The 14002-nt window shown below is 62.9% G+C and carries 21 protein-coding genes; 19 read left to right on the top strand and 2 right to left on the bottom strand.

Annotated elements, in window-relative coordinates:
• The first annotated feature begins 381 nt into the window (after positions 1 to 381).
• The 9 genes from rpsH to map all read left to right on the top strand — a co-directional run bounded on the left by rpsH (position 382) and on the right by map (position 5903).
• Entirely contained in the window at positions 382 to 780 is a 399-nt protein-coding gene (gene rpsH / locus ACZI8Q_RS16580) for a 30S ribosomal protein S8 (protein WP_378572949.1), read from the top strand.
• Between the two features lie 14 nt (positions 781 to 794).
• Entirely contained in the window at positions 795 to 1334 is a 540-nt protein-coding gene (gene rplF, locus ACZI8Q_RS16575) for a 50S ribosomal protein L6 (protein ID WP_463374655.1), read from the top strand.
• Position 1335: 1 nt separating this feature from the next.
• Positions 1336 to 1743, top strand: a complete 408-nt coding sequence (rplR, locus tag ACZI8Q_RS16570; RefSeq protein WP_463374654.1) for a 50S ribosomal protein L18 — start codon at positions 1336 to 1338, stop codon at positions 1741 to 1743.
• A gap of 37 nt (positions 1744 to 1780) precedes the next feature.
• Complete coding sequence (gene rpsE / locus ACZI8Q_RS16565; protein ID WP_463374653.1) at positions 1781 to 2434, top strand: 30S ribosomal protein S5; 654 nt, start codon at positions 1781 to 1783, stop codon at positions 2432 to 2434.
• The gene (rpmD, locus tag ACZI8Q_RS16560) at positions 2434 to 2613 is read left to right on the top strand and encodes a 50S ribosomal protein L30 (protein WP_463374652.1); all 180 of its coding nucleotides are present in this window, start codon (positions 2434 to 2436) and stop codon (positions 2611 to 2613) included. Before rpsE ends, rpmD begins: the two co-directional genes overlap by 1 nt.
• Before the next feature lie 2 nt (positions 2614 to 2615).
• Positions 2616 to 3056, top strand: coding sequence for a 50S ribosomal protein L15 (gene rplO, locus ACZI8Q_RS16555; RefSeq protein WP_463374651.1), 441 nt, complete (start codon positions 2616 to 2618; stop codon positions 3054 to 3056).
• Between the two features lie 194 nt (positions 3057 to 3250).
• Positions 3251 to 4564 carry a preprotein translocase subunit SecY gene (gene secY / locus ACZI8Q_RS16550; RefSeq protein ID WP_463374650.1) on the top strand — a complete coding sequence of 438 codons (1314 nt, stop codon included), beginning with the start codon at positions 3251 to 3253 and terminating at the stop codon, positions 4562 to 4564.
• On the top strand, positions 4561 to 5106 hold the full coding sequence (locus tag ACZI8Q_RS16545; protein ID WP_463374649.1) for an adenylate kinase: 546 nt from the start codon (positions 4561 to 4563) through the stop codon (positions 5104 to 5106). The genes secY and ACZI8Q_RS16545 overlap by 4 nt, the downstream gene beginning before the upstream one ends.
• Positions 5106 to 5903, top strand: a complete 798-nt coding sequence (map, locus tag ACZI8Q_RS16540; RefSeq protein WP_463374648.1) for a type I methionyl aminopeptidase — start codon at positions 5106 to 5108, stop codon at positions 5901 to 5903. The genes ACZI8Q_RS16545 and map overlap by 1 nt, the downstream gene beginning before the upstream one ends.
• Positions 5904 to 5909: 6 nt before the next feature.
• On the opposite strand, the gene dtd is transcribed toward map, so the two are convergent.
• The gene (dtd, locus tag ACZI8Q_RS16535) at positions 5910 to 6347 is read right to left on the bottom strand and encodes a D-aminoacyl-tRNA deacylase (RefSeq protein ID WP_463374647.1); all 438 of its coding nucleotides are present in this window, start codon (positions 6345 to 6347) and stop codon (positions 5910 to 5912) included.
• Between the two features lie 179 nt (positions 6348 to 6526).
• Here dtd and infA point away from each other — a divergent pair, with 179 nt between their 5' ends.
• The 10 genes from infA (at position 6527) to ACZI8Q_RS16485 (ending at position 12842) form a co-directional block, all read left to right on the top strand.
• Positions 6527 to 6748, top strand: coding sequence for a translation initiation factor IF-1 (gene infA / locus ACZI8Q_RS16530; RefSeq protein ID WP_006554587.1), 222 nt, complete (start codon positions 6527 to 6529; stop codon positions 6746 to 6748).
• 89 nt (positions 6749 to 6837) lie between these two features.
• Positions 6838 to 6951, top strand: a complete 114-nt coding sequence (rpmJ, locus tag ACZI8Q_RS16525; RefSeq protein ID WP_025347279.1) for a 50S ribosomal protein L36 — start codon at positions 6838 to 6840, stop codon at positions 6949 to 6951.
• Positions 6952 to 7187: 236 nt separating this feature from the next.
• On the top strand, positions 7188 to 7562 hold the full coding sequence (gene rpsM / locus ACZI8Q_RS16520) for a 30S ribosomal protein S13 (RefSeq protein ID WP_463374646.1): 375 nt from the start codon (positions 7188 to 7190) through the stop codon (positions 7560 to 7562).
• On the top strand, positions 7562 to 7975 hold the full coding sequence (rpsK, locus tag ACZI8Q_RS16515; RefSeq protein WP_463374645.1) for a 30S ribosomal protein S11: 414 nt from the start codon (positions 7562 to 7564) through the stop codon (positions 7973 to 7975). Before rpsM ends, rpsK begins: the two co-directional genes overlap by 1 nt.
• A 22-nt stretch (positions 7976 to 7997) precedes the next feature.
• Positions 7998 to 8603, top strand: a complete 606-nt coding sequence (gene rpsD / locus ACZI8Q_RS16510) for a 30S ribosomal protein S4 (protein WP_463374644.1) — start codon at positions 7998 to 8000, stop codon at positions 8601 to 8603.
• Positions 8604 to 8719: 116 nt separating this feature from the next.
• Positions 8720 to 9781 (top strand): DNA-directed RNA polymerase subunit alpha, encoded by a 1062-nt coding sequence (locus ACZI8Q_RS16505; RefSeq protein WP_463374643.1) that lies wholly within the window; start codon positions 8720 to 8722, stop codon positions 9779 to 9781.
• Between the two features lie 32 nt (positions 9782 to 9813).
• Complete coding sequence (rplQ, locus tag ACZI8Q_RS16500) at positions 9814 to 10383, top strand: 50S ribosomal protein L17 (protein ID WP_463374642.1); 570 nt, start codon at positions 9814 to 9816, stop codon at positions 10381 to 10383.
• 5 nt (positions 10384 to 10388) lie between these two features.
• A complete protein-coding gene (gene truA / locus ACZI8Q_RS16495; RefSeq protein ID WP_463374641.1) occupies positions 10389 to 11279 on the top strand; it encodes a tRNA pseudouridine(38-40) synthase TruA in 891 nt (296 codons plus the stop codon).
• Positions 11280 to 11358: 79 nt separating this feature from the next.
• The gene (locus ACZI8Q_RS16490) at positions 11359 to 12195 is read left to right on the top strand and encodes a TIGR03620 family F420-dependent LLM class oxidoreductase (RefSeq protein WP_463374640.1); all 837 of its coding nucleotides are present in this window, start codon (positions 11359 to 11361) and stop codon (positions 12193 to 12195) included.
• Positions 12196 to 12290: 95 nt separating this feature from the next.
• Positions 12291 to 12842, top strand: coding sequence for an NADPH-dependent FMN reductase (locus tag ACZI8Q_RS16485; RefSeq protein ID WP_463374639.1), 552 nt, complete (start codon positions 12291 to 12293; stop codon positions 12840 to 12842).
• Here ACZI8Q_RS16485 and ACZI8Q_RS16480 read toward each other — a convergent pair.
• Positions 12828 to 13967 (bottom strand): acyl-CoA dehydrogenase family protein, encoded by a 1140-nt coding sequence (locus tag ACZI8Q_RS16480; RefSeq protein WP_463374638.1) that lies wholly within the window; start codon positions 13965 to 13967, stop codon positions 12828 to 12830. The genes ACZI8Q_RS16485 and ACZI8Q_RS16480 overlap by 15 nt on opposite strands.
• Positions 13968 to 14002: the final 35 nt, after the last annotated feature.

The raw sequence follows: 14002 nt of genomic DNA, 5'->3' as shown, positions 1-14002 counted from the left end.
CAACGCAAAACCAAACGCGAGATCATCCGCTGCCTCAAACGCGCCGTCGCCCGCGAGATCTACCAACTCCTGACCCACCCCAACCCCCAAAACACCCCTTGACGAAACATAGGAGCATCACACGTTCAGTTCACGCGATGCAGTGTGACACTCGTCGGGGCGGCGGGGGATCGTTGCTGCTCGGATTTGGTTCACGCTGCAGGTTTGTCTACACTGGACCAGTTGCCTGGCACAGCTGTGTCCGCTGGCGACATACTTATCCCGGTCGACAACGGTCGTCCGGGCCAGCCCAATTGCTGAAGGCCCACCATCGGCGGGTTCCGTGAGGGACGTGCCTGTGTTGCATGGGAACCGCAGCGAGAAAGGTGTCGAGGTCTAACCATGACCATGACCGACCCCATCGCAGACTTCTTGACCCGTCTGCGCAACGCCAACACGGCGTACCACGACGAGGTGAAGCTCCCGCACTCGAAGATCAAGGCGAACATCGCCGAGATCCTCAAGCGCGAAGGCTACATCTCGGACTACCGAACCGAGGACGCCGAAGTGGGCAAGACCCTCGTCGTCGACCTCAAGTACGGCCCCAGCCGTGAGCGCAGCCTTGCCGGCGTGCGCCGCGTCTCGAAGCCCGGTCTGCGTGTGTACGCGAAGTCCACCAACCTGCCCAAGGTGCTGGGCGGCCTCGGCGTGGCGATCATCTCCACGTCCACCGGCCTGCTCACCGATCGCCAGGCGGCCAATCAAGGAGTGGGCGGGGAAGTCCTCGCCTACGTCTGGTAAGGGAGGCCACCACAATGTCGCGAATTGGAAAGCACCCCATTACGGTTCCGGCCGGTGTCGATGTCAGCATCGACGGCCAGGACGTCGCAGTCAAGGGGCCCAAGGGGTCTCTCGGCCTGACGATCTCGGAGCCCATCACCGTCTCGAAGGCCGAGGACGGCACACTGGTCGTCGCTCGCCCCGACGAGGAGCGTCGCAGCCGTTCGCTCCACGGTCTCTCTCGCACGCTGGTGCAGAACCTGATCGTCGGCGTCACCGAGGGATACACCACCAAGCTGGAGATCCACGGTGTCGGTTACCGCGTTGCGCTGAAGGGTTCGAACCTCGAGTTCTCGCTCGGCTTCAGCCACCCGGTTGTGATCGAGGCTCCCGAAGGCATCACCTTCGCAGTCGAGTCGCCCACCAAGTTCTCGGTGGCAGGCATCGACAAGCAGAAGGTCGGACAGATCTCTGCCAACATCCGCCGTCTCCGTCGTCCTGACCCGTACAAGGGCAAGGGCGTGCGGTACGAGGGTGAGCAGATCCGCCGCAAGGTCGGAAAGACGGGTAAGTGATATGAGTCAGACTGCAAACCAGAAAGCCAAGCGAATTCCGCTGGGCAAGGATGCATCCACGAAGCGTCGCCTGTCGAAGACGCGTCGTCACTTCCGTCTTCGCAAGAAGATCTCCGGTACGCCCGAGCGTCCTCGCTTGGTCGTCAACCGGTCGTCGCGCCACATCCACGTCCAGCTTGTGGACGACCTCGCAGGCCACACGTTGGCCGCAGCGTCGACCACCGAAGCCGACGTGCGCAGCGGCGAAGGCGACAAGAAGGCGTCGAGCGCAAAGGTCGGTCAGCTGATCGCCGAGCGCGCGAAGGCAGCCGGTATCGAGGCGGTGGTCTTCGACCACGGCGGACACGGCTACCACGGCCGTATCGCGGCCCTTGCGGACGCTGCTCGCGAAGGCGGGTTGAAGTTCTGATGACCAAGATCCAGTACATGAACGGAAGGACAGCCTGATGCCGGGACGTCAAAGGCGTGACGGCGGAAGCGGACCCGCCGGACAGAATGGCCCCAACACCGGGGACAACCGTGGTGACAACCGCGGAGGCCGCGACCGTCGCGACAACCGTCGCGACAACGCAGCCGAGAAGTCGAACCACATCGAGCGCGTAGTCACGATCAACCGCGTGTCGAAGGTCGTCAAGGGTGGTCGTCGCTTCAGCTTCACCGCACTGGTGATCGTGGGCGACGGCAACGGACTCGTCGGCGTCGGCTACGGAAAGGCCAAGGAAGTTCCCGCGGCCATCCAGAAGGGTGTCGAGGAAGCTCGCAAGAACTTCTTCCGCGTCCCGATGATCGCCACCACCATCACGCATCCTGTTCAGGGTGAGGCCGCAGCCGGCGTCGTCATGCTGCGTCCGGCAAGCCCCGGTACCGGTGTCATTGCCGGTGGTGCGGTGCGTGCCGTGCTGGAATGTGCCGGCATCCACGACATTCTGTCGAAGTCGCTCGGTAGCGACAACGCCATCAATGTTGTGCATGCGACCGTTGCTGCTCTCAAGGGTCTGCAGAATCCCGAGGCAGTCGCCGCACGCCGCGGCCTCTCCCTCGAGGAAGTTGCCCCGGCCGGCATGCTGCGTGCGCGCGCACAGGCAGGGAGCGTGAAGTAATGGCCGATCTCAAGGTCACCCAGATCAAGAGCACCATCGGTACCAAGCAGAACCAGCGGAACTCCCTGCGTACCCTCGGACTGAAGGGCATCCGCCAGTCGGTTGTTCGCGAGGACAACGCGCAGAACCGCGGTCTGATCAACGTGGTGCGCCACCTCGTCACAGTTGAGGAGGTCTAACCATGACCATCAAACTGCATCACCTGCGCCCGGCGCCGGGTTCCAAGACCGAAAAGACTCGTGTCGGTCGTGGTGAAGGCTCGAAGGGTAAGACTGCGGGCCGCGGTACCAAGGGCACCAAGGCTCGTAAGAACGTGCCGGCCGCCTTCGAGGGTGGACAGATGCCGCTGCACATGCGTCTGCCCAAGCTCAAGGGCTTCAACAACCACTTCCGCACCGAGTACCAGGTCGTCAACGTCGGCGACATCGCCCGTCTGTTCCCCGAAGGGGGGCAGGTCACGGTCGAGGAGCTCGTTGCAAAGGGTGCCGTTCGCAAGAACCAGCTCGTGAAGGTTCTCGGCGACGGTGACCTGAACGTTGCCGTTCAGGTCACGGTGAACAAGTTCACCGGCTCCGCCAAGGAGAAGATCGCTGCTGCCGGTGGTACCGCCACCGAGCTGTGAGCGATCCGGCTTGATCGACGATGGCCGCAGCCGCAGCATCACGCTGCGGTTGCGGCCATCGGTCGCTCTGCTGTGGGGCCGCTGCAAGAGGTCTCCCACCCGAGCCGATTCAACTGTCACTGTTAGAGTTCTAGAGTTCACTCGTTGCCGGATCGAGCTCGATTCGTCACCTCACCGCCCAGCCAGGAGGATCTTTGCTTTCCGCCTTCGTCTCGGCCCTCAGGACCCCGGACCTGAGGCGGAAGATCCTCATCGCCCTCGGCCTCGTGGCGCTGTATCGAGTCGGTGCGGTCGTCCCGTCTCCCGGGGTCGACTACGCCAACGTTCGCGCGTGTGTCGATCAGCTCTCCGGTAGCGACCAGGCCGGCATCTACTCGCTCATCAACCTGTTCTCGGGTGGTGCGCTACTGCAGCTTTCCGTATTCGCGATCGGCATCATGCCGTACATCACGGCGAGCATCATCGTGCAGCTGTTGACCGTGGTGATTCCGAAGTTCGAGGAACTTCGCAAGGAGGGCCAGTCGGGCCAGGCCAAGATGACGCAGTACACGCGCTATCTCACCGTTGCGCTCGCAGTGCTGCAGTCCACCGGCATCGTGGCACTCGCCGCACGTGGTCAGCTGTTGCAGGGCTGTCAGGAGCCGATCCTGGCCGACGACAGCATCTTCGGTCTGGTGGTCATCGTCCTCGTCATGACCGCAGGCGCCGCAGTCGTCATGTGGTTCGGTGAGCTCATCACCGAACGTGGCGTCGGTAACGGTATGTCGCTGCTCATCTTCGCGGGTATCGCGTCGCGTCTGCCTTCCGAAGGCAAGTCGATTCTCGACAGCCGCGGCGGCCTCGTGTTCGCGCTCGTCTGTCTTGCGGCCCTCGCAATCATCACCGGTGTCGTGTTCGTGGAGCAGGGGCAGCGCCGTATTCCCGTCCAGTACGCAAAGCGGATGGTCGGGCGCAAGATGTACGGCGGATCGTCGACCTACCTGCCGCTGAAGGTGAACCAAGCCGGCATCATCCCGGTGATCTTCGCGTCCTCGTTGCTGTACCTGCCGAACCTCATCGCCCAGCTCACCGGTGCCACGACGGCGACCGAACCCAGTTGGTGGCAGCGCATCATCAACGAGTACCTCGTGAACCCGCAGAATCCGGTGTACATCACGATCTACTTCTCGCTGATCGTGTTCTTCGTCTTCTTCTATGTGGCCATCACATTCAATCCTGAAGAGCGTGCCGATGAGATGAAGAAGTTCGGTGGGTTCATCCCCGGCATTCGTCCCGGACGTCCGACCGCCGACTACCTCAGCTATGTTCTCAACCGCATCACAGTTCCCGGCTCCATCTACCTCGGTGCCGTCGCAGTGGTGCCCTCTCTGTTCCTGTCGGGTAGCCAAACCGCCACCAGCATCTTCGGTGGTGCGGCAATTCTGATTCTTGTCAGCGTTGCACTCGACACGGTCAAGCAGATCGAAAGCCAATTGATGCAGCGAAACTACGAAGGGTTCCTCAAGTGAGACTTGTTCTGCTTGGTCCTCCCGGTGCCGGCAAGGGCACCCAGGCCGCGATTCTGTCCGAGAAGCTCGGTGTCCCGCACATCTCCACCGGTGATCTCTTCCGTGCGAACATAGGTCAGAAGACCGCGCTCGGTCTCGAAGCCAAGTCGTACATCGACGCCGGCAACCTCGTTCCCAGCGAGATCACCAACAACATGGTGAAGGCGCGAGTGGCGGAACCCGATGCCAAGAACGGATTTCTACTCGACGGATTTCCGCGTACGGTCGATCAGGCGCGCGCACTGGAGTCGATTCTTGCGGAACTGAACACCAAGCTCGACGCGGTGTTGTCGTTCGTCGCAGACGAGGACGTCGTCGTCGAGCGCATGCTGGCTCGCGGTCGCGAGGACGACAAGGAAGATGTCATCCGTAACCGCCTCCACGTGTATCGCGACGAGACGGCGCCTCTGCTCGAGCACTACAAGGACGAGATCGTATCGGTCGACGCCATCGGCGAGGTCGACGAGGTCAATGCCCGCGCTCTGGCAGCCCTGGGCAAGTAATGGGGTTCGGGCGTAAGCGCAAGGTGGTTCCGTTTCGCACCGCCGGTGAACTCGACGCGATGGCGGCGGCAGGCTCCATCGTCGGGGCTGCCCTGGTAGCGGTGCGAAACGCGGCGAAGCCAGGTGTCAGCACGCTCGAACTCGACCAGGTGGCGGACGCGACGATTCGCGACGCAGGCGCGGTGCCATCCTTCAAGGGCTACCACGGCTTCACCGGATCGATCTGCGCCTCCGTCAACGATCGCGTGGTGCACGGGATCCCGTCGGCAGAGGATATTTTGGTCGAGGGGGACCTGATCTCCATCGACTGTGGTGCGATTCTGGACGGCTGGCACGGCGATTCGGCCTGGACGTTCGGGGTCGGTGCATTGATCGAGGCAGACCGTCAGCTCAGTGAGGCAACGAAGTCGTCCATGGAAGCCGGGATCGCCGCCATGCTGCCTGGCAACCGCCTCACGGATGTCTCCCACGCCATCGAACTGGGCACGCGGGCGGCCGAGAAAGCGCACGACCGCAAGTACGGCATCGTCGACGGTTACGGTGGGCACGGCATCGGTCGGGAAATGCACATGGAGCCGTTCCTGGCGAACGAAGGCGCTCCGGGCAAGGGTCCCGAACTGGTCGTGGGGTCGGTGCTGGCGATCGAGCCGATGCTCACGCTCGGGACCGAGGACACACTGACCCTCGAGGACGACTGGACAGTGGTCACCACCGACGGCACCCGAGCCGCGCACTGGGAACATACCGTTGCCGTCACCGAGAACGGCCCTCGAATTCTGACTCAGCGTCCCGAGTAGGCAGGCTCAGACCTCGACGAGTAGGGAGATCGGCCCGTCGTTCACGGATTCGACGTGCATGTGCTCGCCGAACCGGCCGGTGGCGACAGTCGCACCGTGTTTTTCCAATTCTGCGACGACTGATTCGACGAGAGGTTCGGCGACCGGACGGGGAGCGGCGGCGGTCCAGGACGGACGGCGACCTTTCACCGTGTCGCCGTACAAGGTGAACTGACTGATCACCAGAATCGGTGCGTCCAGATCTGCGGCCGACTTCTCGTTCTCGAGAATGCGCATGGTCCAGACCTTGCGGGCGAGGAGTACGGCGCTGTGCGCTGAGTCCGTGTGGGTCACGCCAACCAGTACGAGTAGTCCGTGCTTTCCCGGACCGGGGTCGATCCTGCCGACGACTTCTTCGCGACATCGAACCGAAGCGGATGTCACACGTTGGACGAGTGCCCGCACTCACACTCCTTCGAAGCGCATTTGGCCTGGTAGTGAAATTCCCGTAACATAGATCAACGGTGCGCTCTGCGTGCCGGTTTTTCGTGTGTCCAGACAGGCGAGGCCGGTGACGAAACCAGTGTGCGTCACGGTAACCACCGATGCAATAAGCACGTCAAATCACATGGATCGCGGAGGATATGGCTAAGAAAGACGGTGCCATCGAGGTCGAAGGACGGGTAATCGAGCCGCTGCCCAATGCGATGTTCCGCATTGAGCTCGAAAACGGCCACAAGGTTCTCGCCCACATCAGCGGAAAGATGCGTCAGCACTACATTCGCATCCTCCCGGAAGACCGTGTTGTCGTGGAGCTCTCGCCCTACGACTTGACGCGCGGCCGCATCGTTTACCGGTACAAGTAAAGACTTCCCGGATCTGACCAGTTTCGGGAGAACGAGGTCCGTCGTGGAAATTGTGCGACGGGCAGCCACAAAACAGGAGATCAGAAGACGTGAAGGTTCAGCCGAGCGTCAAGAAGATCTGCGAGAAGTGCAAGGTGATCCGCCGTAACGGGCGAGTCATGGTGATCTGCGACAACCTGCGCCACAAGCAGCGCCAGGGCTGATCACAGCTTTTCGAAGATCTGCTTGGCAACAAGCAAAGAAGACCTTCCAGCACCAGCCAGCACCCACGGCCGCCGGATCCGAAGGATCCACAGGCAGGTACTGGTCTACCCCCGGCACGGAGGCCGGGGCCCCACTGAGTTAGTCGATATGTCGTCGGCCGAAAGGCCGCCGGGATTTGAAGAGGCACAGGGGACGGACTGGGAGCAGACCTCCGCACACCGATAGGAAATGCCACATGGCACGTCTCGCAGGTGTCGATCTTCCTCGCGAAAAGCGCATGGAGATCGCACTGACATACATCTACGGCGTCGGCCGTACCCGCGCCAAGGAAATCCTGGCCGCCACCGGCGTCTCGGCCGATCTGCGGAGCAAGGACCTCTCCGACGAGGACCTGTCGAAGCTTCGTGAGTACATCGAGGAGTCGCTCAAGGTCGAGGGCGACCTGCGTCGTGAGGTCCAGGCGGACATCCGTCGCAAGATCGAGATCGGCTGCTACCAGGGCTTGCGCCACCGTCGTGGTCTGCCCGTGCGTGGTCAGCGCACCAAGACCAACGCCCGCACCCGTAAGGGTCCGAAGCGCACCATTGCCGGCAAGAAGAAGGCGAAGTAATGCCCCCCAAGTCACGTAGCACCGGTCCGAAGAAGACCCAGAAGACGCGTCGCAGGGACAAGAAGAACATCCCGCACGGCGCTGCACACATCAAGAGCACGTTCAACAACACCATCGTGTCCATCACGGATCCCACAGGAAACGTCATTTCCTGGGCGTCCTCGGGACACGTCGGCTTCAAGGGTTCGCGCAAGTCGACCCCGTTCGCCGCTCAGCTCGCCGCTGAGAACGCTGCCCGCAAGGCGCAGGAGCACGGTGTGAAGAAGGTTGACGTTTTCGTCAAGGGTCCCGGCTCCGGCCGTGAGACCGCGATCCGCTCGCTTCAGGCTGCTGGCCTCGAGGTCGGCACCATCTCTGACGTCACTCCACAGCCGCACAACGGCTGCCGCCCGCCCAAGCGGCGTCGGGTCTAGCGGGAAGGATAGGTAGAAGAAAATGGCACGTTATACCGGACCCATCACCCGCAAGTCGCGTCGTCTGCGCGTCGACCTCGTTGGAGGCGACCAGGCGTTCGAGCGTCGTCCTTACCCGCCCGGCCAGCACGGCCGCGCGCGGATCAAGGAGAGCGAGTACCTGCTCCAGCTGCAGGAGAAGCAGAAGGCTCGCTTCACCTACGGCGTCATGGAGAAGCAGTTCCGCCTGTACTACAAGGAGGCGAACAACCGCCCCGGTAAGACCGGCGAGAACCTGCTCCGCATCCTGGAGTCGCGTCTCGACAACGTCGTGTACCGCGCCGGACTTGCACGCACGCGTCGACAGGCCCGTCAGATGGTCACGCACGGTCACCTTCTCGTGAACAACAAGAAGGTCGACATTCCCAGCTACCGCGTCTCCCAGTACGACATCATCGATGTCAAGGAGAAGTCGCTGGCGACGCTGCCGTTCCAGGTTGCACGTGAGACCCAGGGCGATCGCCCGATCCCGGGTTGGCTGCAGGTTGTCGGTGGACGTCTTCGTGTGCTGGTTCACCAGCTGCCCGAGCGTGCGCAGATCGACATTCCTCTGCAGGAACAGCTCATCGTCGAGTACTACTCGAAGTAAGGCGCTCCGCGCCTGTGAGTGGTTGACGAGTCCAGAGACTCGTGGGCCACTCACAGGCCGAAGGCCTTTCCCATCGTGGGCGTCAAATAGCGGACGCCCGTACAGGAGGAAATCGAATGCTCATTTCTCAGCGTCCCGCACTGGCCGAAGAGGTCATCGCTGAAAACCGCTCGAAGTTCGTCATCGAGCCCCTCGAGCCAGGCTTCGGGTACACCCTCGGCAACTCGCTTCGGCGCACGCTGCTCTCGTCGATCCCCGGCGCTGCTGTCACCAGCATCCGCATCGACGGTGTCCTGCACGAGTTCACCACCGTCCCCGGTGTGAAGGAAGACGTCACCGACATCATCCTGAACCTCAAGGGTCTCGTCGTGAGCTCCGAAGAGGACGAGCCGGTCACCATGTACGTCCGCAAGCAGGGCCCCGGTGTTGTGACTGCAGGCGACATCGTGCCCCCGGCCGGCGTCACCGTGAACAACCCGGATCTGCACATCGCCACCCTGAACGACAAGGGCAAGTTGGAGATCGAGCTCGTCGTCGAGCGCGGTCGCGGCTACGTCCCCGCCGTCCAGAACAAGGCGTCCGGCGCAGAGATCGGCCGTATCCCGGTCGACTCGATCTACTCGCCGGTGCTCAAGGTCACCTACAAGGTGGAGGCCACCCGTGTCGAGCAGCGCACCGACTTCGATCGGCTCGTTCTCGACGTGGAGACCAAGAACTCCATCACCGCTCGGGATGCGCTCGCTTCTGCGGGCAAGACCCTGGTTGAGCTCTTCGGGCTGGCCCGTGAGCTGAACGTCGAAGCAGAAGGCATCGAGATCGGACCCTCGCCCGCCGAGGCCGATCACATCGCTTCCTTCGGACTCCCCATCGAGGACCTGGACCTGACGGTCCGCTCCTACAACTGCCTCAAGCGCGAAGGTGTTCACACCGTCGGCGAGTTGGTTGGTCGTACCGAGTCCGATCTGCTCGACATCCGCAACTTCGGACAGAAGTCCATCGACGAGGTGAAGGTCAAGCTGCACTCGCTCGGCCTCGCTCTCAAGGACAGCCCCGCGTCCTTCGACCCCTCGACCGTTGCCGGTTACGACCCGGCCACCGGTACGTGGACCGACACGGACGCCGGTTCTTTCGGCGATGCCGAGGGCACCGAGGACTACGCCGAGACCGAACAGCTGTAGCAGCTCACAGTCCTTACTAGGAGATACTGATCATGCCCAAGCCCAAGAAGGGTGCCCGCTTCGGCGGGTCGGCTTCGCACCAGAAGGCGATCTTCGCCAACCTGGCAACCGCGCTCTTCGAGCACGGTCGCATCACCACCACCGAGGCCAAGGCGAAGGCACTGCGCCCCTACGCCGAGAAGCTCGTCACGCACGCGAAGGCCGGCACGCTGGCTCATCGTCGTGAGGTTCTGAAGGTCATCCGCAACAAGGATGTCGTGCACACCCTGTTCGCGGAGATCGGTCCGTTCTACGCGGATCGTGACGGCGGCTACACCCGCATCGTCAAGACCGTGCCCCGCAAGGGTGACAACGCTCCGATGGCCATCATCGAGCTCGTCAAGGAGAAGACAGTGACCTCCGAGGCAGATCGCGCACGTCGCGTGAAGGCTTCGAAGGACGCGCCTGCCGCTCCTGCTGCAGACGAGAACGTCGTGGAGGCGGTCGAGGCGGAAGCCACCGATGCCGAGGTCGAGAACGCCGATGCCGTCGTCGAGGGGATCGAAGACGAGAATGCTTCGGCCGCCGACGCGACCGACGCCGACGAGGCCAAGAAGGACTAGTCCACTTGGTTTCGGCACACGCTGAATCGAACGAGCCCGTTGTCCCCGCTGGGGACGGCGGGCCCGTTTCGTATGAGACCCGCCGATTGAGGCTCGACATCGCGTACGACGGCACCGATTTCTCCGGCTGGGCCCGCCAGAACAACCTGCGCACCGTGTGCGGTGAGATCGAAGAGAAACTGTCCGCCGTACTGCGAACTCCGTTGCAGCTGACCGTCGCCGGCCGCACGGATGCGGGCGTGCATGCCACAGGTCAGGTGGCGCACGTGGACGTGCCCGCCGACGCAGTACCGGAGGATCCTTCGTACTTGGTTCGTAGACTCGCGCGCTTCCTGCCCAAGGATGTGCGCGTCAAGCAGGTGTCGTTCGCTCCGCAACATTTCGATGCACGATTCTCGGCACTGCGCCGACATTACGAGTACCGGGTGACCACAGCCCGTTACGGCGCCGACCCGTTGCGCGCGAGAGATGTCGTGTCGTTTCCGAAGATCCTCGACCTCGCCGCCATGCGGGAAGCATCATCGCGGTTGGTGGGGCTCAACGACTTTGCCGCCTTCTGCAAGCGACGCGAAGGAGCTACCACCGTCCGCGATCTTCAGCGGTTCGACTGGGAACGCGAGGGTGAGCTGTTCACTGCCTTCGTCGACGCGGATGCGTTCTGCTGGTCGATGGTGCGCAGCCTCGTGGGCGCGATCCTGGCCGTGGGGGAGGGCCGGCGCACGACCGATTGGATCGACGATCTCCTGCACGAATCCTCGCGCTCGAGTTCTGTCCTCGTGGCCCCAGCACACGGTCTGTCGCTGGTGCAGGTGGACTACCCGTCGGACGACGACCTTGCTGCCCGCAACGTCACGACCCGTGACATGCGAGCGCTGCCCGGCCCCGGCTGCTGTTGATCCACCGTTTCGTCGTCTTGATCTCAACTGGACTCGAGGTCGTAGCGTCCGGCTGAGATACGACGAAAAGGGGTAGACCATGACAACCTTCGACCTCGGGCCCATCGGGATCGGTCTGTCGCTGTTCACCGACGGCAGTCACATTGTTGCGGCCAAGGAACTCGAGCGGCTGGGCTACTCGACGATCTGGCTGGCCGGCGGCCAGTTACAACGTCTGGGGCCCGTGGCGGAACTCGTCACTGCCACCGATGCCGTGCAGGTCGGCACGGGGATCATCTCGCTCGATGTGCACGACGACGAAGCCGTCGTCGCCGCCTATGCCGATCTCGAGCGCACTGATCCCGGAAGGTTCGTCGTGGGGCTCGGCGCTCCACAGAGCGGTCCGAGTCCGATGGGTGCGATGAATACGTTCCTGGATCGGGTCGATGCCGCCGAGTCAGCGGTCCCTCGTGAACGACGTTTCCTGGCAGCGCTCGGTCCGAAGAAGTTGGCACTGGCCCGCGATCGCTTCGGCGGTGCGATCACGCTACTGGTCACTCCGGAGTACACCGCTCGCGCCCGTCAGATTCTCGGTCCCGATCCGGCATTGGTGGTCGATCAGATGATGGTGCTCGACACCGATCCTGTCCGGGCTCGTGCTGCGGCGCGTGAGCCCCTGGAGTTCCTGTTCGGGAACGTTCCTGGATATCGGCTCAATACGCGACGGATGGGATTCAGCGATACGGAGATCGCCGACCTCGAGGACCGATTGGTCGACGAACTCGTCGTGTGGGGTGATGCAGATCAGCTCGCGAACAAGGTGCTCGAACAGCAGTTCGCCGGTGCGGATCATGTGTCGATCAACCTTCTTGGCGAGACGGATGTCGAGATGTTCCTCGGCAGCGCGAATGCTCTGGCCGACCGGCTGATCCCATGATCGTCGCGGTCCGGCACCAGGTGTCGAATGTGCGGAATACTGTCCTGCAGATCGTGGTTCCGTAGACGGACGGACACCGACACCAGGCGGTTGGCATGCGATTGATATTGATCTCCGGTAGTACCCGACAGGCATCCACGAACACTGCGGTGCTCCGGTCGGTGCAACAGATGGCGCCGATCGGCACCGTCCTCGAGCTGTACTCGGAACTGGCGGCACTGCCGGCGTTCGACCCCGACGCCGACCGTGACCCGCTGCCCGAGTCGGTGGATCGGCTCCGGAAAGCTGTCGCTTCCGCAGACGGGGTTCTCTTCTGTACACCCGAGTACGCTGGGGCGCTTCCCGGTAGCTTCAAGAACCTGCTGGACTGGCTGGTCGGTGACGTCGTGCTCACCGATCTGCCCGTGGCCTGGATCAATGTGTCCTCCGTTGCCGCGCCGAACGGCGGTGCGGGCGCGCACGGCGAACTCCGCACCGTGCTCGGCTACGTGCAAGCCGAGATCGTGGAAGAGGCATGTAGGCGAGTGCCGATGGCGCGCACGGACGTGAACAAGGGCGTGGTTACCTCTGCGTCCCTGTTGGCGGAGTTCGAACAATCGTTGCGTGCGCTGTCGGCTACGGCGGCTCGGCGGTCAGTCGGCGAGTGACCGAGCGATCACCAAGCGCTGAATCTGGTTGGTGCCCTCGAAGATCTGCGTGATCTTGGCCTCGCGCATGTACCGTTCGACAGGGAAGTCCCGGGTATAGCCGTATCCACCCAGGACCTGCACGGCGTCCGTCGTCACCTTCATAGCGGCATCAGTGGCGACCAGTTTGGCGACGCTCGCTTCGCGCGAGTAGGGAAGGTTCGCGTCCCGGCGCCGGGACGCGTTCAGGTACGTCGCACGTGCCGAGTCGACAGCCGCAGCCATGTCGGCGAGTACGAATCCGAGCCCCTGATGGTCGATGATGCGCTTACCGAATGCCGAGCGCTCCTTCGCGTAGGCGACTGCGTCGTCCAAGGCACGCTGCGCAAGACCGACCGCCACGGCCGCGATGCCCAGTCGTCCCGAGTCCAGCGCGCTGAATGCGATGGACAGACCGTCACCTTCGTTGCCGATGATTCGGTCCGCCGAAACGAGCGCATCGTCGTAGTACGCGGACGTCGTCGGTACGGCGTGCAGGCCCATCTTCTCTTCGGGTTTCCCGAAGGTGAGGCCGTCGGTGTTCTTGTCCACGAGGAAACACGAAATCCCCTTGGATCCTTCACCTGTCCGCGCGAAGAGCGTGTAGAAGTCCGCGTTGCCACCATTGGTGATCCACGCCTTCGTGCCGTTGATGCGGTACCCGTCGTCTGTCGGGACGGCGCGGCAGGCAAGTGCGGCAGCATCCGAGCCTGCCTGGGGTTCGGACAGGCTGTAGGCGCCGATGGTGTTCCCGCCCAGCATGTCCGGCAACCAGCGTCGCTTCTGATCGGCGGTGCCACGTGTGCTGAGCGGGAAGCAGGACAAGCTGTGCACACTCACCGCCACTGCGACGGCAGCCCACCGTGCCGCGATTTCTTCGATGACTTGGAGATATACCTCGTACGGCTGACCGCCACCGCCGAATTCCTCCGGATACGGCAGGCTGAGCAGTCCTGCCGCTCCCAACTGTGCGAACACGTCACCGGGCAGCGTTTCCGATCGTTCGCACTCGTCGACTGCCGGTTCGAGAACCTTGTCCGCCACGTCGCGCGTCAGATCGATGAGGTCGTATGCCTCACGGGTGGGAAGAAGGCGGTCGACAGCCATGTGTGTACTCCGATCTCGTTGCAATAGTACTGACG

It is taken from the genome of Rhodococcus quanlei (assembly GCF_055231015.1).
Note: the sequence above shows the minus strand (reverse complement) of the source record. Positions and strands in the feature narration are given on the sequence as shown.